17 protein-coding genes and 1 pseudogene are annotated in these 19941 nt (G+C 66.1%); 9 read left to right on the top strand and 9 right to left on the bottom strand.

What is annotated here, in order from left to right; all coding sequences use genetic code 11:
- The first annotated feature begins 301 nt into the window (after positions 1 to 301).
- Entirely contained in the window at positions 302 to 877 is a 576-nt protein-coding gene (locus ON44_RS37830; protein WP_040699484.1) for a dihydrofolate reductase family protein, read from the top strand.
- On the opposite strand, the gene ON44_RS37825 is transcribed toward ON44_RS37830, so the two are convergent.
- The 5 genes and pseudogenes from ON44_RS37825 to ON44_RS53090 all read right to left on the bottom strand — a co-directional run bounded on the left by ON44_RS37825 (position 859) and on the right by ON44_RS53090 (position 5131).
- Positions 859 to 1572: a helix-turn-helix domain-containing protein gene (locus tag ON44_RS37825; RefSeq protein ID WP_245567502.1), complete on the bottom strand. Its 714-nt coding sequence runs from the start codon at positions 1570 to 1572 to the stop codon at positions 859 to 861. The genes ON44_RS37830 and ON44_RS37825 overlap by 19 nt on opposite strands.
- Before the next feature lie 781 nt (positions 1573 to 2353).
- Positions 2354 to 2482: pseudogene (locus tag ON44_RS50990) on the bottom strand (transposase); the annotation flags it as partial.
- 297 nt (positions 2483 to 2779) lie between these two features.
- Positions 2780 to 4570, bottom strand: a complete 1791-nt coding sequence (locus ON44_RS37815; RefSeq protein ID WP_040699449.1) for an ABC transporter ATP-binding protein — start codon at positions 4568 to 4570, stop codon at positions 2780 to 2782.
- On the bottom strand, positions 4560 to 4991 hold the full coding sequence (locus tag ON44_RS54260; protein WP_373283274.1) for a lasso peptide biosynthesis B2 protein: 432 nt from the start codon (positions 4989 to 4991) through the stop codon (positions 4560 to 4562). The genes ON44_RS37815 and ON44_RS54260 overlap by 11 nt, the downstream gene beginning before the upstream one ends.
- A complete protein-coding gene (locus tag ON44_RS53090) occupies positions 4988 to 5131 on the bottom strand; it encodes a hypothetical protein (RefSeq protein WP_169338142.1) in 144 nt (47 codons plus the stop codon). The genes ON44_RS54260 and ON44_RS53090 overlap by 4 nt, the downstream gene beginning before the upstream one ends.
- 89 nt (positions 5132 to 5220) lie before the next feature.
- Between ON44_RS53090 and ON44_RS37805 the strand changes: the two genes are divergently transcribed.
- Complete coding sequence (locus ON44_RS37805; protein ID WP_040699448.1) at positions 5221 to 6792, top strand: HD domain-containing phosphohydrolase; 1572 nt, start codon at positions 5221 to 5223, stop codon at positions 6790 to 6792.
- Between the two features lie 219 nt (positions 6793 to 7011).
- A complete protein-coding gene (locus ON44_RS37800; protein ID WP_063721699.1) occupies positions 7012 to 7761 on the top strand; it encodes a hypothetical protein in 750 nt (249 codons plus the stop codon).
- Between the two features lie 98 nt (positions 7762 to 7859).
- Here ON44_RS37800 and ON44_RS37795 read toward each other — a convergent pair whose 3' ends face one another.
- Positions 7860 to 9092, bottom strand: coding sequence for an erythromycin esterase family protein (locus ON44_RS37795; RefSeq protein WP_040699447.1), 1233 nt, complete (start codon positions 9090 to 9092; stop codon positions 7860 to 7862).
- Between the two features lie 340 nt (positions 9093 to 9432).
- Between ON44_RS37795 and ON44_RS37790 the strand changes: the two genes are divergently transcribed.
- Positions 9433 to 9735, top strand: coding sequence for a hypothetical protein (locus ON44_RS37790; protein WP_157187508.1), 303 nt, complete (start codon positions 9433 to 9435; stop codon positions 9733 to 9735).
- A gap of 95 nt (positions 9736 to 9830) precedes the next feature.
- Positions 9831 to 10154 (top strand): putative quinol monooxygenase, encoded by a 324-nt coding sequence (locus tag ON44_RS37785; protein WP_040699445.1) that lies wholly within the window; start codon positions 9831 to 9833, stop codon positions 10152 to 10154.
- A 92-nt stretch (positions 10155 to 10246) separates the two neighbouring features.
- Here the strand turns inward: ON44_RS37785 and ON44_RS37780 are convergent, their stop codons facing one another.
- Positions 10247 to 11980 carry an amino acid adenylation domain-containing protein gene (locus ON44_RS37780; protein WP_051182918.1) on the bottom strand — a complete coding sequence of 578 codons (1734 nt, stop codon included), beginning with the start codon at positions 11978 to 11980 and terminating at the stop codon, positions 10247 to 10249.
- 116 nt (positions 11981 to 12096) lie between these two features.
- Between ON44_RS37780 and ON44_RS47445 the strand changes: the two genes are divergently transcribed.
- From ON44_RS47445 to ON44_RS47435, 4 genes are all read left to right on the top strand, one after another.
- A complete protein-coding gene (locus ON44_RS47445) occupies positions 12097 to 15180 on the top strand; it encodes a non-ribosomal peptide synthetase (protein WP_051182916.1) in 3084 nt (1027 codons plus the stop codon).
- Entirely contained in the window at positions 15177 to 15980 is an 804-nt protein-coding gene (locus tag ON44_RS47440) for a pyrroline-5-carboxylate reductase family protein (RefSeq protein WP_051182914.1), read from the top strand. The genes ON44_RS47445 and ON44_RS47440 overlap by 4 nt, the downstream gene beginning before the upstream one ends.
- Positions 15981 to 16102: 122 nt before the next feature.
- Positions 16103 to 17482: a DUF6002 family protein gene (locus ON44_RS50985; RefSeq protein ID WP_051182912.1), complete on the top strand. Its 1380-nt coding sequence runs from the start codon at positions 16103 to 16105 to the stop codon at positions 17480 to 17482.
- Positions 17479 to 18267 (top strand): class I SAM-dependent methyltransferase, encoded by a 789-nt coding sequence (locus ON44_RS47435; RefSeq protein ID WP_051182910.1) that lies wholly within the window; start codon positions 17479 to 17481, stop codon positions 18265 to 18267. Before ON44_RS50985 ends, ON44_RS47435 begins: the two co-directional genes overlap by 4 nt.
- Here ON44_RS47435 and ON44_RS37755 read toward each other — a convergent pair.
- Both ON44_RS37755 and ON44_RS37750 read right to left on the bottom strand, forming a co-directional pair.
- Positions 18234 to 19481: an MFS transporter gene (locus ON44_RS37755; protein ID WP_040699443.1), complete on the bottom strand. Its 1248-nt coding sequence runs from the start codon at positions 19479 to 19481 to the stop codon at positions 18234 to 18236. The two genes, ON44_RS47435 and ON44_RS37755, sit on opposite strands and share 34 nt — an antisense overlap.
- On the bottom strand, positions 19478 to 19941 hold a 464-nt coding region (locus ON44_RS37750), incomplete at its 5' end, for an LLM class oxidoreductase (protein WP_506333358.1). The genes ON44_RS37755 and ON44_RS37750, both read right to left, overlap by 4 nt.

Genomic DNA, 19941 nt, shown 5'->3' with positions numbered 1-19941 from the left:
CACCGGCTTTCACTGCTCCAGAAGTGGTCACCGGCAAGCTGTCGAGTCCGGCAGCGGACGAGTCGCAGGTTGGTGCCCTCGGCGGGGCGCATCGAAGTGGGAACGGGAGTGACCCGGGGATTGTTCGTGGGCAGCTGGTGGTGGAAGCCGACTACTCGCTGACGGCTGGATCGAGACTGACACCACCGGCGCCGTGCATGCCGGGTGCGGCTGGTGGTGTCGGTTTCGTCCAAGACAGCGGGCGCGGCTGTTCATAGGCTGACCGCAGGCAAAATCCGATGCTCAAATGTGGGAGGAACTGATGACACGCGAACTCGTCTACACGGGCTTCATGTCGCTGGACGGCGTCGTCGACTCGCCGGGCGGCAAAGCCGAGGGCCACCGCAGCGGCGGCTGGGTGATGGAAACCGAGTTCGTGCCCGAGGCGTTCTCGCTGAAGGGGGAGGAACTCGCCGATACGACGGCGTTGATGTTCGGCCGCCGCAGTTACGAGGCGTTCGCTCCGATCTGGCGCGATTCGGACGATCACGCCGCATACAAGGACCTGCCCAAGTTCGTCGTCTCTTCCAGCCTGACCGATGACGCTCTGATCGACGGGTGGGGCCCGATCACGATCCTGCGATCGGAAGACGACGTCGCGAAGCTGAAGCAGACCGATGTCGGCGCGATCTACATTCACGGCAGTGCCGAGCTGGCCCGGCGCCTGTCGGACGCCGACCTGATCGACCGGTACAACCTGCTCGTCTTCCCGGTTCTGCTGGGGGCGGGTAAGAGTCTGTTCGGCCGGTCGGACCGCGACGAGCAGACGCTGCGGCTGCGGGAGTCGGCGACCTACTCCAACGGAGTGGCCAAGCTCGTCTACGAGGTCGTGCACTGAGCGGGATCGAGCGCGATCGCGCCGCCGGTCTGGGCGCGCAGCTGCCGGGCCGTCCGCCCGACGTACCGGCGCAGTGCGCGGGCGAGATGGGGCTCGTCGTAGTACCCGAGCTTGTCGACGACGTCGCCCGGAGTCTCACCCGAGATCAGCAGTAGTGCGGCGGTGCGGGCACGTCCGATCTGCCGGACGGCACCCTGCGTAAGCCCCGTCGCCGTCCGGAAACGGCGCTCGAGCGTCCGCTCGGCCACTGCTGGCGGCGAACCCTGTAGTGTCGCCGCGACCATGGGGTCGCGGACCACGACTCCCTCGCGGACGAGCCGGTCGACGAGCGCCTCGGCGTCGTCCGGTCGCGGTGTCTCCCGGTGGGCACCATCGAGCCAGAAGGTGCGGCCGGTCACATCGGGCAGCACGATCCCACTGTCGACCAGCGACGGCGTCGCCATCACACGCAGTGACGTCCCGACCGCGAACTGGATACCGACGAAGCCCGCGCCTTCGGGCACGGGTGCGGTACCGGTGCGGCTCTCCGGACCTGTGATCCCCGCATGGGGACGCCCCTCCTGCTCCCAGAACACCAGCCCCCAGGTCTCGGTCGCGACCGAGGTCATCACCGAGACCTGCTCGCTGCGGCATGTCCACACGGACTCGACCCACGGCGAATCCGACGTGCGTGTCTCGAAAAGCAGTCCCACCATCGGGATCCTAGGCCGAACCAAGTCGAGCGGGCACTCCCGACCAAAGCCCAGCGTTGAGGCATACAGTCGATTCCTCGAGCTCGAGGTGGACGGAGTTTCGAGCGGCCACCCGGCTCAATGTAGCCCTGCTACCGATCTGCCGCTCCGGACAATGAACGACGGACGAAGCGCGAAAGCCTTCTGCCGGTGGGCGTTTCTGCTGACCAATATCGTCCGGTTTTGTTGTGATGCGATCCATTTCATGATGTCGCGGAAACTTCGGCTTCTGGGGCCGAGGACGGGATTACCCCTCGGCCGATCGTGCGCATGGACACCGACGAAAGGGCCGAACGGATCAAGGAAGCGTGTCGACGCATCACCGAGGCCGAGGGAATCTCACCGGTGCCCGCTATAGGTCGTCTTCATCGTTGAATTGACCATCGTAGACGTCAACTACCGGCACCCGTGCAAGTTCTCCGAGACGGCCGGTGGCCTCGTCCGTGCGTACGTCACCTCGCCCCTCGAACTCTGTGTGGGGTAGCGGCCCCCCGAGACCTGTTGGTGCGCATACCATTCCGCGCTGGCCGCGAGACCGGGCACCTATCGCACCCTGACCGCTGCGGACGCGCCCAGCCGCGGCTGACGTGCGCGCGGTGCCCGACGCAGCCGATCGCGGTGAAGTTGCGGGAGTTGTTGGCGATGAGTGAGGAAGAGCGCCAACGGCCTTGGATCGAGCATCGCGAGCAGTTTCATGCTGTTGCGGGTTAGTGGGAGACTCGTTGCGTGAGGTGCGGGCTTAATTCATCTCATCGATTCCAGTCAGGCGTCGCTGACGCGTTTTGACGATCTGCGGCTCGAACGAGGAGTTCGTGTCCCGGGGCACGTCGATCTCCACCGATCCGATCTCGGTCAACACACTGAGGCCACGTACGTCATGCGGCCGGTGATCAGCCATCAGTTTCGCTCGATACTCGGCTGGCGGTAGCGACATGTCCACGATGACGAACGACACTGCGCTCTCGGCCGGTGGGGCGGCTGGTGGTCGAAGTCGACTACCAGTTGTAAGTGGTTGTGCCGCTGTCGTGCTGGGCCGCGTGCCATTGCAGGATCTCGAGGAGGACCCGGGCTCGTTCCCTCGAGGGGTAGTTGTGCGACGCCACGACGGCGCCCGGCGACGCGGCATCCGAGAAACCGGGGGGGCCAACGCTCCGGACGCGTCGGGCCGGGTTCACACCTTCGCGCCGACAAGCTGTCGGTAGTCCGCGTTCCGGGCAACCAACTCGTCGTGTGGGCCACTGTCGACGATCCGCCCGTCCTTGAGGAACATGACGGTATCGGCTTCGCGAATCGTGGACAGGCGATGAGCAATGACCAACAGCGCGCACTCTTTTCGCACTGCCTGGATGGTCACGTTCAACGCCTTCTCGGTCTCAGCGTCCAGCATCGCCGTGGGCTCATCCAGCATCATCAGCACTGGACGTCGAATCAACGCCCGTGCCAATGCCACGCGTTGTCGCTCGCCGCCAGAAAGTAGAACGCCTTGCTCACCCACCGGGGTGTCGAGGCCACGAGGCAGTCGTGCGACAAGATCTGCCAGTCCAGCGAGCTCTATTGCGCGCTGCAGGTCATCCTCAGCGAGACCCGGCTCCCGGTATGTCAAATTGTCTCGAAGACTGCCGAACAATAGCGGTGCGTTCTGTTCCAGCAAGCTGATTTCCGAGCGCCATGCCCGGCGCGGCCGATCGGCGTACGACCGCCCTACCAACAGAATGTCGCCGTCGTCCGGATTGTAGAACCTGCTCACCAACGAGAACACCGTGGACTTTCCGGCACCCGAATGCCCGACCAACGCTACATGTCCGTGTGGCGGAACCGAAAAATTCACACCTTTGAGAATTGTTCTCTGATCGTATGAGAAATGCACATCCCGGAGCTCGAGCGCGAGGTGCCCATTTTCCGCAGACTTGTCGATCGTTGCGATCGGCGATCTACGACCTGGTTCAGTGTCGCTTTCCTGGATGTCGTCGACGTCCTCGGAAGGCAATTCGAGTGTCGACTCTATCCGGCTGAGCGCACCCAGGGCTTTCTGAAGCCCGACGGAGCCATTGAAGAGATCGCCGACCGGAATCAGCAAATTCATCGCGAGGAGCATCATCGTCACAAGACTGCTCAACTCCATCTGGTGATTCGCCACCCGGACGCCGCCGACCAGCAGGGATACAACGAACGAACCGGTCACCGCCAGGTGCATTGCCGGATTTCCCAATGCCTTCAATCTGGCGGCGCGCACGCCGGCGGAGAATGCTGCTCCGGCCAACTCGGCCAAGTGCTCGTGCTCGCGGTCCTCGGCATTGTTCACTTTGACCGTACGCACTCCGGTGAGCGCGCGTTCGATGTCCGCGGCAAGCGCACCGACACTCTCTTGCAATCGAGTTGAGGCTACCTCGATTCTCGTCATGACCAGCAACATCGCACCCGCGGCAGCACCAACGGTAACGAAAACGATCGAGAACAACAGCCAATCGAGATAGATCATCACCGCGACGGTCCCAATGAGTGTGATCGCCCCGGTCAATATTTGAATAAGGCTGGTCCCGACGGCGTTCCGAATCACCGTTGAATCGAGCGTCACGCGTGAAATCAGGTCTCCAACCCTGAGCGACTCGAGTGTGGGAATTCTCAACCTCAGTAGATGCCCGGCCAAGCGGTTGCGCACAGACAAAAGCACGGACTCGCTGGATCGCTCGAGAATATAGAGTCCGCCGGTATCGGTTACGGCATACAAGAGATAGGCCCCGACCAGCGCCGCAAGGGACCACACGATTGTCTCACCCGAAACCGCATCCCGGATGACCCGTCCGGCCAACAGCGGCTGCACCAGCGAAAGTCCGGTTCCTACGAGAAGAAGTGCCGTTGCTCCCAACAAGGAATTCCGGTGTGGTGCGATCAACCTGAGTAAGGCCCCGACTCTGCGCAGCCACGAATCGCCCTGCCGAGTGTCACCGTTGTCAGCTGACATCTTCACCCACGTTCTCATGCGGGCCGACCACGATCAGTCGGCTGAATGTAGCCATATCTCCTGCCTCACCGACAAGCCTGCCGTCTGCCTCGACCCATGCGTGTGCCGCGAACGGCAATTCCGTGCGAACGCCGACACACCAGGTCGTCCATGCACCGTATCTTCGGCTCAATAGGGCGGTCGCCACGGACCTCACCAGACACCCGTATCGTCCGGCGGCATCAGGACTTACCTCCACTACCCGCCGCCTCCATCTTTCGGCATCTTCGAACGAGGCCGGACGACTTCCTCGACGTAACTGCTTCAAGGACCATTCGATCCGCCGCGGCCGCAACATGACAACGACCCTCGCGGCTCGAACAGCCCACCGTGCGGAAAACCGTTCACCTCGCAGCAGTTCACGAGCCCGTTTCAGGATCACGTTCTCTCTTCGAGTTCCCGGATTTGCCGCTTCGCGGTGGATAGCTCGGCCTGCTCGGTGCGGGTCGGGCCCGGCAACTGGCCGGCGTCGATTTGCTCCTGGCGCCGCCACGTGTAGATCGGCTGATCGCTGATTCTCATCCGCGGCAATCCGTGAGGGCGGATGCTGCAACTGAGCATCCTTTGCATGGATCAACCGCTGCGAATCCGGACACGCCTATGCTCGCAGCATGACGCGTGACGCTCGGGATTCGGGTGTTTCGCTGGCCGCGCTGCTGGCCGCGTTCTCGTTTGCGATGGATCTCGGCCTGGGCCAGCCGATGGCGCATGTGCTGCGGTCGTGGCGGCTGGCTTCGCGGCTCGGAGAGCGAGTCGGGTTGAGCGCCGAGGAGCGGTCTGACCTGTATTACACCGCGGTTCTGGCGTGGGCCGGTTGTGTGGCTGACGCACCCGAGGTGGCTGCGTGGTTCGGCGATGACATCGCTTTTCGCGCGGACAGTTACAAAATGGATTTACGCGGGGCGAGCGGGGCGGTCTTCTTCCTGTCGCACGCGGGGTCCTCGGGACCGTTCGCGCAGCGGGTGCGCAAGACGGTGACGATCGCGGCGAAGGGCGGCCGCGATATCGAGCGGGGGTTGATGTCGCACTGCCTCACCACATCGACGATGGCGGAACGGCTCGGGCTGGGCCCGGCTGTCGGGGACTCGCTGCGGCAGTTCTTCGCGCGATGGGACGGCAAGGGCGTCCCGGGCGGTGTCGCCGGGGAGCGAATCGGGCTCGGTATGCGGCTGTTCCATCTCGCCGACGTCGTCGAGGTGCTGCACCGTAGTGCTGGAATCGATGCCGCGATCGAGGTTGCCCGTTCGCGGCGTGGGACGCAGTTCGATCCGGCCGTGGTGGACGCGTTCTGTGCCTCGGTCCGCGACCTGCTGGCGGATGCGGAAGTCGAGCCGGACTATGGGGAGCTCATTGCCGCCGATCCGGCGCTGCGGCGGAATCTTACCGGCGCGGAACTGGATTCGGCACTCGAGGTGATCGCCGACTTCACCGACCTGCGCTCGCCCTATAGGGCAGGGCATTCTCGTGGTGTAGCCGATCTCGCCGGCCGGGCTGCGGCTGTCGCGGGGCTCCCCGAAGCCGATATCACCGTGGTGCGTCGCGCGGCGTTGTTGCATGACATCGGGTTACACGGTGTTCCGGCCACCATTCTGGACAAGCCGGGGGCGCTGAGCGTGACCGAGCTCGAGCGGCTTCGGATGAACTCGTACTACACCGAGCGGGTGCTGGCCCGCCCGGCCGCGCTGTCCCGCATCGGGGCTATCGCGGCCCTGGCCTACGAGCGCCTCGACGGTTCCGGTGCACATCGCGGGCTGACCGGACCGTCGATCCCGGTGTCGGCGCGCCTGCTGGCGGCGGCCGATACGTATCGGGCCATGACCGAGCCGCGTCCGTATCGAGATACCTTGCCGCCCAAGCAGATTCTTGCCGAGCTGCGTGCCGAGGTGCGCCGCGGTCGACTCGACGCGGCGGCGGTCGACGCCGTCCTCGAGGCAGCGGGACAGCCGCGCCATCGCCACCGCCGCGGCCCGGACGGTCTGACACCGCGCGAGCTCGAGGTCCTCGTGCTGATCGCGCGGGGTGCCTCTACCCGGCACGTCGCACGCACTCTGGGCATCACCCCGAAAACGGCAGGCACCCACATCGAACGCATCTACGCCAAGACCGGATCGTCGACACGAGCGACCGCCACGCTCTACGCGGTTCAGCACGGCTTGCTGGACACACTGGCCACCGATTCGTAGGGAGAACACCCGACGACATGCATGTCCGCCGCGTCTAGCGTTCGTTTCATGATCCATTCTGTCGTCCGGCGGCAGTACATGAAGTGAGGTTCGCGACATGAAGTGAGGTTCGCGATGTCAACGCCGACTGCGGGGCGCCATCCCGACGCGGCAGTGGATCGGCGACGTCCCGGCCACCACATTCAGCTACTTAGGCGCACCGCGCCGGAGGTGAGTACCATGTTAGATCTGGCATCCCAGTTGACCGACCTGCCGGAACATCGGGGCCACGCGCCGTGGCCCGGCCACGAATATGTCAAGGGCTGGGGCGTTTTCGGCCTTCCCTTCGACAGTGGCCACATCCTCGCCCTGCGCGTCTTCCCCGAAAACGACTTCGGCCCATACAAAACCGTCTGGCACCGCGACCCCGAGGGCCGATGGTCGATCTTCGTCGACGGCGACAGGCTCGAGACCGCCTGCCCCCGCTACTACGGTCCCGCGTGTGCCTACACCGGTTTCGCCACGATTCGAGTGGCGTGGACCGGACCGGCATCGCTGCGAGTCACCGTCGACGAGCCCGCGCTGGACTGGACGCTGACCGCACACGAAACTACGGCGCTGCATATGCTCAACGCCGTCGGACGGCGTCTGCCGCTTGCCACCTGGCGGTCGCGTTCGCTGGTGTGTGCCCGGGAAATGATCGCCGCCGCACTGGGTTTGGGTCATTTGAGCATGACGGGTGTCATGCCGAGCGGCCACGTCGGAATCCTCATGCCCCAGCAGATGTACCTGATCACGCAGTCGACGGCCGTGCTCGACGACCGTGACCTCGGGCATCCCGCACGCCTGGACATGAACCCGGTCATAGGCGACGTCGCCCTGCCCGCCCGCGGCGTCGTCGCTGTTGGCCAGGCGATGTGGCAAACCCTAGCCCCGAGCGAAAGTAAGTCGGGCCCTGGCAATCTCATGCCCGAACCCCACTTACGATAATCAGGCGCCTCCCATGAGCACGTCCATGCGTTAGCTCGATGCCACGGACCGACACGCAGAACGCCTTTCTATGCCGACTGCGGATGCCGCGCAGACAGTCATTGCGAACCGCGCAGTGAGTGCGTCGGGGTGATGGAGCGGATCCGGAGCAGGATGTCGAACCATTCGCCCAGGCCGGCACCAGCGATGTAGTGGTCGGCATCGCGGTCCGGGGCGTAGGTTCCGATGACGAGACGGAGTTTCGCGGGCTCGTGCAGCCATCGTTGTACCGCACTGGCGGGTGGGTTTCGCAAATCGAGCAAATAGTTCTCGCGTTCGGGCAGGTCGAGCACGGTGTCGGCGAAATCTTTCGCCGGCGCGGGGATGTCCATGTCGGCGCGGACCTGGCCGTGATGGAAGGTGAGCGCCACCGACAGGTAGCCGGTGCCGAACCGTTTCCGGAGCAGAGATCCTGTGGTCGGGAACTCCTGCGACATCGCAGCCAGGGTGAGCCGGTCTGCGACCGCTGTATTCGATACCCCTTCCCAGTACACGATGCGATGCCCGGTGCGGTCGTGCCAGTCGGCGATGCGGTCGGCGGCGGCCGCGGTTTCGGTGGCGAAGTCACGGCGCCCGGAAGCGGTGCTGAACTCGTGGTATCGCACGATGAGGCGGGCTGCGTCCAGTACGGCGGGCGCATCGGTGGCACCGGGCAACGACTCGACCAGTGTCAGCGCCTCTCGCGCGTAGTCGACGAACGGGCGCCCGGGGTGGGTGCCGTTGGCGCGCTGTATGTGTTCACCCAACCGGTGGGCGGTGACAATCGGGTCGTAATGCGAGCTCAGCTCGCCGAGTCGTTCCGGTGCAACTGTTCTGACGAACGCTGTCACTTGCCCATAGTGTGCAGGCTTCGCTGCGACCGGCGTCAGGCCGAACAGCCGCAGCGGATCGTGCGGGTGCGCGCGATTGAAGGCGCGCGCCCATTCCAGCACCGCGAGTGTCTCGGCGTTGCGCCACGGGACCCAGACGTCGTCCAGCAATTTGCGCGGGTCGCCGACACCTGTCCGCGTGTACTCGTCGATGGCCGCGATAACGGCTTCGTCGTCGAGCAGTGCCAATGCTCGAAATCCCTTTTGCTCCACCAATATCCGCAGTATGCGATGTGCGGTTGCGGACAGTTCGTGCCCGGCGCGGGTGGTCATGCCGATACCGGCGACGGCGACGTCACCGACCCGATCTGCCAGCACCTCGAGATCGGCAAGTGGCCCGTCGGCGTCGACCACGTCGAGCGGGTGGGCCGTGTCACGAATCCATTGCTTGACCTCGGCGGCGTCGGGTGCCGGGTACGACATGATGTCCTCCTGCAGTGAGTGAAATGCCCTGCCGTGCCGGACGCGACAGTGGAAACGACCGAAAATGCCTTTAATTGCAAAGTTAATTGACTTTGATGGCAAAGATAATTGGAAGTGAAGCAGATGTCAACGACGGAGTCGGGGCCGGATCCAGCAGGACTGAACACCGCTGACGCGGTTCGAGCGATGCTGCTCATGCCCTGGTTGGTCGGCCGGCCAAGAGATCGCTCCGACAACTGGTCTACCGGCACCGCACGCAGTGCCCCCGCCCCGCCGAACCGCCCGTGATCAGGCGCGGACCATTTTGGCTGGGGGAGACCATATGTGTCGGAGCCTCACGGTGTCCATTCGACCAAATGCCTTGACAGACAGGTTGATTCCATCAACGCCGGTATTTCAGGTCGTGCGCCAACGCTGCGGCCGGATCCCGGCGCATCGGTGGCGCACCATTGTCGGAACAACGACCATCTCGTCTCCGCGAGACCCGCGCGATCGCATCCCGCTACTGGCTGAAGCCGAGATCACCTCTCGGCGGGACCGGGGCGATGCGAAGCAAGCGCGCATGCTGAATCCGGGCGCGATCACCGCGCCGGGTTTCGGTGATCTGGCCGACGGCCTGGTTCTGCCCTCCAACATCTACTGACCGTCCGACAATGGGATGTTCGCAACGATCACCGCCCGGCACCAGCGGGAGTCGGGCGGTGTCGCGGCGGCCCTACCCACCGCAGGAGGCGCGTGATGATCTTTATCGTCGTCAAGTTCAAGACCAAGCCCGAAAAGGCGGACGAATGGCTCGACATCGTCGGCCCGTTCACCGCAGCCACCCGAGCCGAGGAGGGCAACCTCTGGTTCGACTGGTCTCGCAGCGTCGACGACCCGACCGAATTCGTCCTGGTGGAGGCATTCCGAGACCAGGCCGCCGGCGGGGCACACGTCGGTAGCCCCCACTTCAAGGCCGCGATGACCGAACTTCCCGCAGCCCTCGCACAGACCCCGCGCATCATCAGCCAGACCATCGATGCCACCGACTGGTCCGAGATGGGGGAGATGACCGTCGAATAGCCGCTCCTGCGAAACGCCGCCATCGGCCTCGAGGTCGAAGGTCAGCACTGCATCATGCGCGCTCGAGTAGGCACACCGATCGAAGGCCGCGCCTACGAGGTCTGAACGGCGTGTCGTCTGCGGGCGGGGCGGATATCGGACCAGAGTCGGCGGACAAGTGCCTTGCACTCGTCGACGGTGCCGGGTAGGTCGACTGACGTCCAGCCGGTGGGTGCGGGTCGATGCGCGGGCCAGATCGCGTACTGGTCGTCATCGTTGACCACGACTGTGCGCAGGGTAGAACCGGCGCTCGGTGTCGTGGGCGCCGCCGCGCCGTCGATCAGGCGGCGTCGGTCGAGTTTGCCGTTGGCGGTGACGGACGCTTCGGTGCGCAGCACATAGACATCGGGCCGAAGGTGGTCGGCGACAGCGGATGCCATGTGGCTGCGGAGGTCCGATTCGTCGGAGATTGACCCGGTGCGCAGAGTCACATACGCGGCAAGGTATTTGCCGCGGCGGTCGTTCTGTTCCGCGGTCACGTAGGCGGTGAGGACATCCGGGTGGTGCACCAGCGCCTGCTCGACTTCGCCCGGTTCGATCCGGCGGCCGCGAATCTTGAGTTGGTTGTCGAGGCGACCCAGGAACTCCATCCCGCCGTAGCCGATCGCTCGCACCCGGTCGCCGGTTCGGTACAGCCGGTCGCCAGGTCGGGATGCGTGCGGGTCCGGCGCGAACCGTTCTGCGGTGAGATCGGGTGCGCCGAGGTATCCACAGGCCAGTCCCGCTCCGGCGATACACAATTCGCCCGGTTCGCCGTCGGGGACCGGGTTCAGATCCTCGTCCAGGATATAGGTGCGCACGCCGGTGATGTCGTGGCCGATGACGACGACCGGAGGTAGCGGATCGGCACTCGTCTGGACGTGCGCGGTGACGAGGACGGTCGATTCGGTGGGACCGTAGCCCACGATTATCGAGGTGTCGGGAAGGTGTTGCGCAGCCAGCTCGAGGTGGGCGGGGAAGATGGCCTCGCCGCCGAGCAGCAGATCGCGCAGGGGATGCAACGCATGCGGCTGTTCCTCCAGGATCAGCCGGAACATGGTGGGCGTGAGGAACGTCGCGGTCGCGCCGTGTTCACGAACCAGGCGGGCCAATTCGCCCACCGAAGGTGCTCCGGGCGGCGCGATCGCGAGCCTGCCGCCGTTGAGCAAGGCGCCCCAAGTCTCGAATATCGACGGATCGAAGGTGGGCGCAGTGTGCAGCAGGTAGCACTGTTCCGGTCCCACTGTCATGTAGTTCTGGGCGGTGACGAGATTGACCACTGCCCGGTGCGGAATCGCGACCGCCTTGGGTTTTCCGGTGGATCCGGAGGTGAACATGATGCACGCGAAGTGATCTGGACCGACGGAGTCGGGCAGCGGCTCGGCGGGATGGTCGACAAGGTCGTCGAATAGCAACGTTCGGACAGTGCTGGGCAGCCGGTCGCGGCCGGCACGGTCGGTGATCACGACGGGCACCGAGGCGATCGCGATCTGATCGGCGAGCGCCTTATCGGGTTGCGCGGGATCCAAGGTCAGGTAGGCACCGCCTGCGGCCAGGACGGCCAGGTGCGCTATGACGAGCCTTTCGCTACGCGGAAGGTGAACGCCGACCGGGACATCGGGTCCGACACCCTGACGGCGCAGGCCCGCCGCGATGCGGCAGGCAGTGGTGGCGAGATCCGCGTAAACGAAACGGCGATCGCCGAACTCGAGTGCCACCGAATCCGGTGTGCGAGTGGACCATTGAAGCACTCTGCGGTGCACCACGGTATTGGACGCATCGTCGCCGTACGCGCTGTCACGGTGCATGTTATCCGCCTGCCCTCCGCGGTGAGTGAGTCCAATGATGTTATTACTCCGGCTATTTCACGCATCTTGCCAACTAGGGGAATAGCAGCGGCGTGGTCATGGGCGACGCTCGGAGGATGGACAGTCTGTACCACCGGATCCGGTGCGGGATCGAGAACTTCGCCGACGCCGTCGCTCTTGTCGACGACGGGCGCGCGCTGACGTATCGAGAGCTCGGCCATCGGGTCGACGCCATGGCGGATCGGTTGCGGCGCAACGGAGTCGAACCCGAGACGGTGACGGCGATCTGTGTCCGGCAGCCCGCCGTTGCGATCGTGGCGGTGCTGGCGGTGTGGGCCGTCGGTGGCGCGTATCTGCCGCTGGACGCGGACTTTCCCGACGATACGTTGCGGCGGTGGATGGCCGGATCCGGTGTGCGCCTGGTGCTTACCGAACCGGAACAGCAGGCACGACTGTCCGGACTCGACGGGGTGGACGTGGTGATCGTCGACGCGTCGGAACCGGAACCTGCCCTCCCGGACACGCGGTTCCCCGGACCCGCCCATTGTCGGAACCTCGCGTACGTGATGTTCACTTCCGGCTCCACGGGCAGGCCGAAAGGTGTTGCCGTAGAACATCATAGCCTTGCCGCTTACCACACCGCGCTGTCGTCGTACGTCTCTCTCGGACAACGCCACGTGGTACTACAGGTGGCGGCGTTCACCTTCGATCCCTGGCTGCGGGATGCGCTGATGCCGCTCGCCGCGGGAGCCAGGGTGGTGGTCACCTCGAAGTCGGTGCGCCGCAATCCGGAGCAGCTCCTGGCCGCGGCGCGGGCGCACGGGGTGACCCACTTGTTGAGTGCCACACCGGCTTTGCTCACCGGCCTGATCACGTCGCCGATGTTTGCCGCCGAACCGCCTCGACTGGAGACCACGTTGGTCAGCGGTGAGAGTTTCCTGCCACTACGCGCGCATGCGGCGGCACTGGCCCGATTCGGGCGCGTAGTCAATCATTTCGGGCTCACCGAGACCACCCTCATCGCCACCCAGCACGCGAGCACCTCGGTGGCGGTCGGCACCGCCGACGTGATCGGCACGCCGCTGCCAGGAGTCTCGGTGCACCTGCTCGACAGCGCGCTGCAGCCGGTCGGACAGGGCGAGGTGGGCGAAATCTACATCGGGGGAACAGGAGTGAGCAGAGGGTACCTGGGGGCGGTCGGCGGCACGGCCGCACGGTTCATCGCCGATCCGTTCGTGTCGGCATCGCATGTGGGTGGGGCGAGGCTTTATCGCACCGGCGATTTGGGACGCCTGCTCGTGGACGAGACGCTGGAGTACCTTGGTCGGCGCGACCGGCAGATCAACTTGCGGGGCCACCGTGTCGAGCCCGCGGAGGTCGAGTTGGCGCTGACCCGTCACCCGGCCGTCCGCGCCGCGGTCGTCGTCGGTCATCGCCGCCCGACGCACGGGATCGTCCTGGTCGGGTACGTCGTGCGGGAAAAGAGCACGGCTGGTGCGGCGCTCGACAGCGGTGGGTTGCGGGCATACTTGGCAGCGCTGCTTCCGGCCCACATGATTCCGGCGGCGTACGTGTTCCTGGACCGGCTGCCCTTGGGGGCTACGGGAAAGGTGGACCGGTCCGCTTTGCCGGAGCCCGCGTTCGGCGGGCGCCGGGCGAACGCCGAGGACGGTGTAGCGCAGGATTTCGCCCCGAGCACAGCGGTGCAGCGAGCCATTGCCGAGGTCTGGTCCGAAGTGCTGAAGGTTCCGGGGATCGGTCGCGACGACAACTTCTTCGATCTCGGCGGGCATTCGCTGCTGGCGGCGCGAATCGCGAACCGCCTGACCTCGGATCTGGGACGTGACTTCACCACGGAGCGCATCCTGGGCAATCCCACTGTCGCTCTGCTCGCCGCGAACTTGCCGGGACGGGCGGCCGCCGCGCGGCCGGCGGATGAGTTGATACGCCGGACCGGAACCCGGTATCCGCTGTCCGCGGTGCAGCGGGGTCTGTGGAATCTGGCGTCGCCCGGAGCGCGGCCACCGGTGGTGGCGCGCGCCTTCCGGCTCGACGTTCGGCCGGACCGGGATCGGCTCGCCGGTGCGGTGGCCACGTTGCTGCGCAGACATGCGGTGCTGCGCTGCGCATTCGATGCGCCGCCGGGACAGCCGCCGGGACAGCCGCCGGGCCAGACCGTGCGGCACCGGGCGAGCATTGCGGTCAGGACCGCGACGGCGTCTGCCGACAAGATGGCCTCGGAGCTCGCGCTGGCGTGTGCCACCGCCATGGACGTTACGCGTGGGCAGGTTATCGATGTGACCCTGTACGAGCACCCGACGCGGTCGGCGGCCGTATCGGAAGCGGCGTGCACGTTGCTGGTGCGCTGTCACCGTCTCGTCGCCGATGAGCCTTCCCTGGACATCCTCGTACGTGAGCTCGGCGAGCTGTACTCGGGGGCGCGAAGCACAGCGGGCCTCGCGGAGCCCGCGGCCGACTATCCGGAGTTCGCCCGTGCGCAGGACCCCGTAGCTGACGCTGGAAAAGCATTGCGGTACTGGCAGTCCCGATTGGGCGAGGTCGATCCGCCCGCGGACGCGGCGGGCACGGTGTCGTCGGCACGGATATCGCTGCCAGCGGCCGTGGTTCGCCCGCTGCGGGCCGAGGCACGGTCACTGGGCATGGACCTGCCCGCGGTGTTGCGTACCGCTTTCGCGGCCGCCCTCGCGGCCGATGAACCCGACCGGGACCGGATTGCGGTGTGTGCCACGGTATTGCGTCGCCCGGCGCCGGAGTGGGAGCCGGTGGTAGGCCCCTTCGCCCGATCCGAGCCCACGGTTGTCGATGTCGGCGCCGGGCATTCGCTGCGGCGGCTGCTGCGGATGGAGACCGACCGACTCCACGATGCCGCCGCGTTCGCGGAGATCTCCGTCGAGTTCCTGTGCGGGGAGCTGGGTTTGTCCTCGTCGATACTGACCAATCACGTCCTCGTGCATCCGGCCGCCGCGGAACCGCTGCTGCTCGACGGCGTCGAGGCGACTCCGGTCGAACTGCCGATCCTCGGCGGTCACACCGTGCGGCTGCTGGAGGTGACCGAACAGGCGGGTGGTCTGACCGGCGGGGTGCATCTGCGCGGCCACGATTCGGAAGCGGCCGATCGCATCGCGGCACGGGTGCGAGAGCTGCTGACCGACCTCGTCGAGGACAGGAACGTGCGATGACCGACAGCCAGAACGCCGCGCTCGGCGGTGCCCGGACCTTCGCGACGATCGGTGTGGTCGGCGCGGGAAATATGGCACGTGCCTTGGCGACCGGGTGGGCAACTCCGATCCTGTGCACCGACAACGGCTCGGGACGCGCGGCTGAGCTGGCCGCGGACACCGGCGGCGTAGCCGTGGCGACCAATGCCGAACTGGGCGCCCGCGCGGACGTGATCGTGTTGTGTCACAAGCCGGGACAGCTCGCCGCGGTGGGCCGGGAACTCGACGGGACGCGGGCCGTGGTGGTCTCGGTGCTATCCGGCGTGACATCCGCACAGCTGAATGCGGTGTACCGCCGGTCGCAGGTGATGCGAGTGACGGTCAATCTCCCGGTCCGGGTCCGCGCGGGGATCGTATCGCTGCCGACCGGCCAGAGCGTGGACGCCGAGGTGGAGTCCGCCGTTGCGGAACTGTTCGGCAGGGTGGGTACGGTCGTCCGAATCCCGGAACATCAAGTGGACGCGCTGATTCCATTGGCCGGTGTGGGTCCCGCACTGGTCGCGATGTTCGCGCAGGCACAAGCGGATGCGGCCATCCACGCCGGACTTCCGGCGAATCTGGCGATGTCGCTGGCGACCGAAACACTGCGCGGCACGGCCGCCCTCTTGGCCGAATTCGAGCACGATACGCTCGCGCTGCGTCGAGCGGTGGCCTCGCCTGGCGGGCCCACCGAACGAGCTCTGGCGGCGGCGCAGGCTCAGGGACTACCGCATGCGGTATTCGCCGCTGCTCAGGCAGCATTGCCCACGGTGACCAACTAGATTGCGGCGCAATACCTTTTGAGTTTTCCACTGCGGGGAACTCGTGCGGCGCCGTGGCGACTTGCGTCGATATCCTTTCCGGGAGACTGCATTACAGCGTTGTCGCCCGCATTGGAGAACCGATGGTGATCGCACAGACCGCACGTCCAGTGGATATCGACGGCGACAGTGTGCTGGTCCGCTATTATGCGGACCTGCGCACCGCGGCCCGGCTCTACCGGTCCGAGAACGGAACTCCGAAGACGCCGGGTTTGCCCATGGATCCGGAGCTTCCCGAGCTGACCGAGCCGCTGGCGCAGTTGCTGGGGACCGCTCGAATGCGAATGGTCGGACTGGGTTCCCATGCCGGCCGGGAGCTGCGGCTACTGGACTTGCGCTGCACCGCGTCCACGCGGACCACGAAGACGTTCGCCTCGGTGCTCATCGTGGCCAGGGCGGTGGCGCATATCCAGCGAACCGGCGAGCGGGTGATGATCGTGACGCCGACATCGGCGAACAAGGGCACCGCATTGCGCGATGCGGTGCTGCGGGCGATCCGACTCGGTCTGGTGTCGGCCGCGCAGTTGAGCATCGCCGTGGTCGTGCCCGCGGGGTCGTTACCCAAGTTGTGGGCTTCCGAGCTGTCCGAGGACTCGGAGTTGTTGCGGCGCAACCCGATCCTGCTCTACGACGGGGAGCGGTCGGACGGGGTCAAGGCGTTGGCCGCCGAGTTCGTGCATGCGGCCGCGGACTCCTTCGAGCGAGATCGGGGAGTTCGGCTTTGGTACACAATGGATTTGGCCAATTACATCGTCGCCGATACCGCGCGGGCCTTCTTCGAGGCGGACGTGTCGGGTGTGGCACCGCCGCAGGGCCGACTGCACGCGCATGCCGTATCGAGCGCGTTCGGGCTGCTCGGTTACCACCTCGGCAGGCGGGTACGCCACCCCGAGACCGACCCGGACCATCCGCAATTCCTGCTGGTGCAGCACTTGCGCACGCCCGATATGGTGACGAGCCTGCTCCGCGCGAGGTCAGGTGGCGATATCCCGCCGCGCTATGTGCGGGACGAATCCGCCGAAGTGTTCGCGCAGCACGATGATCCGCACTTCCCGGCAGTCACCGACAGTCCCACCGAGGATTTGGACAGCACCTTCTACACGCGGCAACCGGCCACGTCGCCGACCATGAACGCGATCATCGAACGACATGGTGGCGACGGCATCGTGGTGTCGCGGCGGGAATGCCTGGCCCGGTACGACGAGCTGCGGGCCCGTTTGGCCGCGGTGGACATCGCGCTGCCCGCCGACGCCGCCGCACTGCGGGAGTGGTCGCTGGTGATGGCTTTGACCGGCGTAATGAATGCCGTCGAACGCGGTTTGGTGCCCGCGGGTGCGGAGGTGGTGGTGCACGGCTCGGGCAGCTATTCCACCGACGACTATGTGCCGCTGTCCGAGGCGTGCACCACACGGGTGCGCGCGGCCGCCGATCTCGAGGCTCCGTTGACCAAGGCCGCACTGTGACAAGGGAATCCGCGGGCTCGAAGCCGGACCGAGCGGCCGAGAAGGCGCCGCTGGCGGACGAAGCCCGGTACCGGCCGGTGTACGCGGCGGGGGACTGGAGCCCGACACTCACGGCGATCTGGCAGGAATGCTATGGCGCGGACCTCCCGGACGGGCTGGAACCGCTGGGCTTCAGTTCCGCCGGGGAACTCGGGGCATTACGGCGCTGGCTGGACGTGGGCCCGGGCGATCGCATCGTCGATGTGGGGTGTGGGCGCGGCGGACCGGGCCTGTGGATCGCCCGGCACGCCGGGGTCGATCTGGTCGGGGTGGATTTACTCCCGGAAGCCGTCGCCGCGGCGCAAAAGCGTGCTCCGACACTGTATCCGGGCGGGGCGGCGACCTTCGTCGTCGGGGATTTCCTGGACACCGGGCTGCCCGCGGGCTCGTTCCAGGGCGCCGTGAGCATCGACTCGCTGTGGATGGTGCTCGACAAAGCCGCTGCCATGCGGGAAGTGGCACGGTTGCTCGAGCCGGGGGCGCGCTGGGTGTTGTCGACGTGGGAGCCGAGCTATCTGTCCTATGCGACGCTGCTGACGGCGTCGGGATGGGAGGTGCTCACGTGTCGGGAACCCGCGGGCTGGCATGAGCGGCAGACCGCGGTGTACGACCGGATCATCGACGCCGAACCGGATTTGGTCGCGGAGTTGGGGGCCGAGGCCGCGCAAGTATTGGTTTCGGAGGCACGGACCATGACGCCGACATTGCGCGACTACCGCAGATTGCTCATCGCGGCGCGGCGATAGGCCCGCAGTCCGGAATACCACGCCGCGATCGCCGCGCCGGCCACGAGCGTCCCCGCGCCGAGAAATACGAACCTGGGATCGCCGCCGAGCGCGAGCGTGAGACTGCCCGCGACCAATACGCCTAGCGGATCTACCGCAAGGAACAGCAGTTTCACGGTGCTGGTCACCCGCCCGAGCATGTCGGCACGCACCATCAGTTGCCGCTGGGTGCGATTCACCAGGCTCGCGGTGACCAATGCCAAGAGGTAGACCGCGTTCGCCGCCGCCAGCACCGGCCACGTGTGCGCCAGACTCATTGCGGCCGTCGCGATTCCGGCGAGCACCACGCCACCGGCGAACACCCGCAGATGTCCGAGCCGATGTCCGAGCCATGGCGCTATCAGCGCGCCGACGAGCCCGCCCACGCCACCGGCGGCCACCACCACACTCACCAGCGAGGTGGCCAGCCCGAGTGTGTCCTTGGCGTAGAAGAAGAGCAGCTTCTCCACGGCCAGACCGAAATTCACCACCATCTGCAGAGCGGTCAACACCACGAGAATTCGGATCGACAGCAGATACCGCAATCCGTCGCGGAATTCCCGCCAGATGGCACCGATTCGCAGCGGGGACACCAGCGGCGGCACGGGAGACCGGAGCGACCACACGGCGAGCAGGCTCGCCAGCGACGCCAGGAAGGTAATGGCGTTGGCGAGCAAGGCGGCATCCAGACCGACCGTGGCGGCCAGCGCGCCGACGGTGACCGGGCCGAATACCAGGGCGAGCTGACTGCTCACTTCGAGCACCGAGTTGGCTCGGAGCAGATCGCGATCGGCGCACAGATCCTTCACCGCCACGGTGACCGCGGTCTCGAAGAACACATGACTCGCGCCTGCTATGAGACCCAGCGTGAGCAGCAGTGGCACGGTCAGGAGATCGGTTACGGCCAGCGCGTAGAGCGCGGTGAACAGCACGGCACGTAGCGCGTCCATGGCGACGAGCACCCGCCACGGACCGAACCGGTCGACGACGACTCCGGCGGGTACACCGACACAGAGGTAGCCGATGGTGACCGTGGCTGCCGATATTCCGGAAACCACCGGGCTGCTGCTCATTTCGAGGGCCAACAGCGGAACCACCAACAGAGCGAGCCCGTCGCCCAGCAGCGACACCGCTTGGCCGCCGAGAAAAATCCGCACCTGGCCCGGCCATGCGAGCGCAGGTGGGCGCGTCGTCATACCCGGGGCACGGCCCGCAGCGCCATCGTTTCGGCGATGCGTTCCAAGCCGGCGACTACGGTGTCACGGTCGAGGCCGAAGTCCACCAGGCAGGCGATCTCGTCGACACCCATATCCGCCAGTCGCTGTGCCCGGATGCGGAAGGTCTCCGCGCCGCCGAGCAGCGCGCTCGATCCCCAGTAGCGCGCGAAGGCGAAGTCCATCAGGGTTTCCCGGTCGGCGGCCGTGAGCTGATCCAGGTCGAGGTCACCGAGCACCGCCCTGGCGGCGGACTTGATGATTTCCGAGTTCGCCCAGAGGTATTCGCGGAAGGGGCGCTCCACCACCGCCCGTACCTCGTCGTCGTCACCCGCGCCCAGGTAAGCGTGCACCATGACGGTAACAATGCCTGCGGCCGGGTCGAGGCCGCTGTCCGCGCGTCCGGCGCGATAGGCGACGATCCGCTGTTCCAATTCGTTGA

Source organism: Nocardia vinacea NBRC 16497 (assembly GCF_000308835.1).
GTDB lineage: Bacteria > Actinomycetota > Actinomycetes > Mycobacteriales > Mycobacteriaceae > Nocardia > Nocardia vinacea.
The sequence above is the reverse complement of the archived record's forward strand: the minus strand, read 5'-3'. Positions and strand labels throughout refer to the sequence as shown.

Excerpts from the sequence above, each read along its gene's own strand:
- ON44_RS37830 (WP_040699484.1), top strand. The coding sequence starts at position 302 with ATGACACGCGAACTCGTCTACACGGGCTTCATGTCGCTGGACGGCGTC.
- ON44_RS37825 (WP_245567502.1), bottom strand. The coding sequence starts at position 1,572 with ATGGTGGGACTGCTTTTCGAGACACGCACGTCGGATTCGCCGTGGGTC.
- ON44_RS37815 (WP_040699449.1), bottom strand. The coding sequence starts at position 4,570 with ATGTCAGCTGACAACGGTGACACTCGGCAGGGCGATTCGTGGCTGCGC.
- ON44_RS53090 (WP_169338142.1), bottom strand. The coding sequence starts at position 5,131 with ATGAGAATCAGCGATCAGCCGATCTACACGTGGCGGCGCCAGGAGCAA.
- ON44_RS37805 (WP_040699448.1), top strand. The coding sequence starts at position 5,221 with ATGACGCGTGACGCTCGGGATTCGGGTGTTTCGCTGGCCGCGCTGCTG.
- ON44_RS37800 (WP_063721699.1), top strand. The coding sequence starts at position 7,012 with ATGTTAGATCTGGCATCCCAGTTGACCGACCTGCCGGAACATCGGGGC.
- ON44_RS37795 (WP_040699447.1), bottom strand. The coding sequence starts at position 9,092 with ATGTCGTACCCGGCACCCGACGCCGCCGAGGTCAAGCAATGGATTCGT.
- ON44_RS37785 (WP_040699445.1), top strand. The coding sequence starts at position 9,831 with ATGATCTTTATCGTCGTCAAGTTCAAGACCAAGCCCGAAAAGGCGGAC.
- ON44_RS37780 (WP_051182918.1), bottom strand. The coding sequence starts at position 11,980 with ATGCACCGTGACAGCGCGTACGGCGACGATGCGTCCAATACCGTGGTG.
- ON44_RS47445 (WP_051182916.1), top strand. The coding sequence starts at position 12,097 with ATGGACAGTCTGTACCACCGGATCCGGTGCGGGATCGAGAACTTCGCC.
- ON44_RS47440 (WP_051182914.1), top strand. The coding sequence starts at position 15,177 with ATGACCGACAGCCAGAACGCCGCGCTCGGCGGTGCCCGGACCTTCGCG.
- ON44_RS50985 (WP_051182912.1), top strand. The coding sequence starts at position 16,103 with ATGGTGATCGCACAGACCGCACGTCCAGTGGATATCGACGGCGACAGT.
- ON44_RS37755 (WP_040699443.1), bottom strand. The coding sequence starts at position 19,481 with ATGACGACGCGCCCACCTGCGCTCGCATGGCCGGGCCAGGTGCGGATT.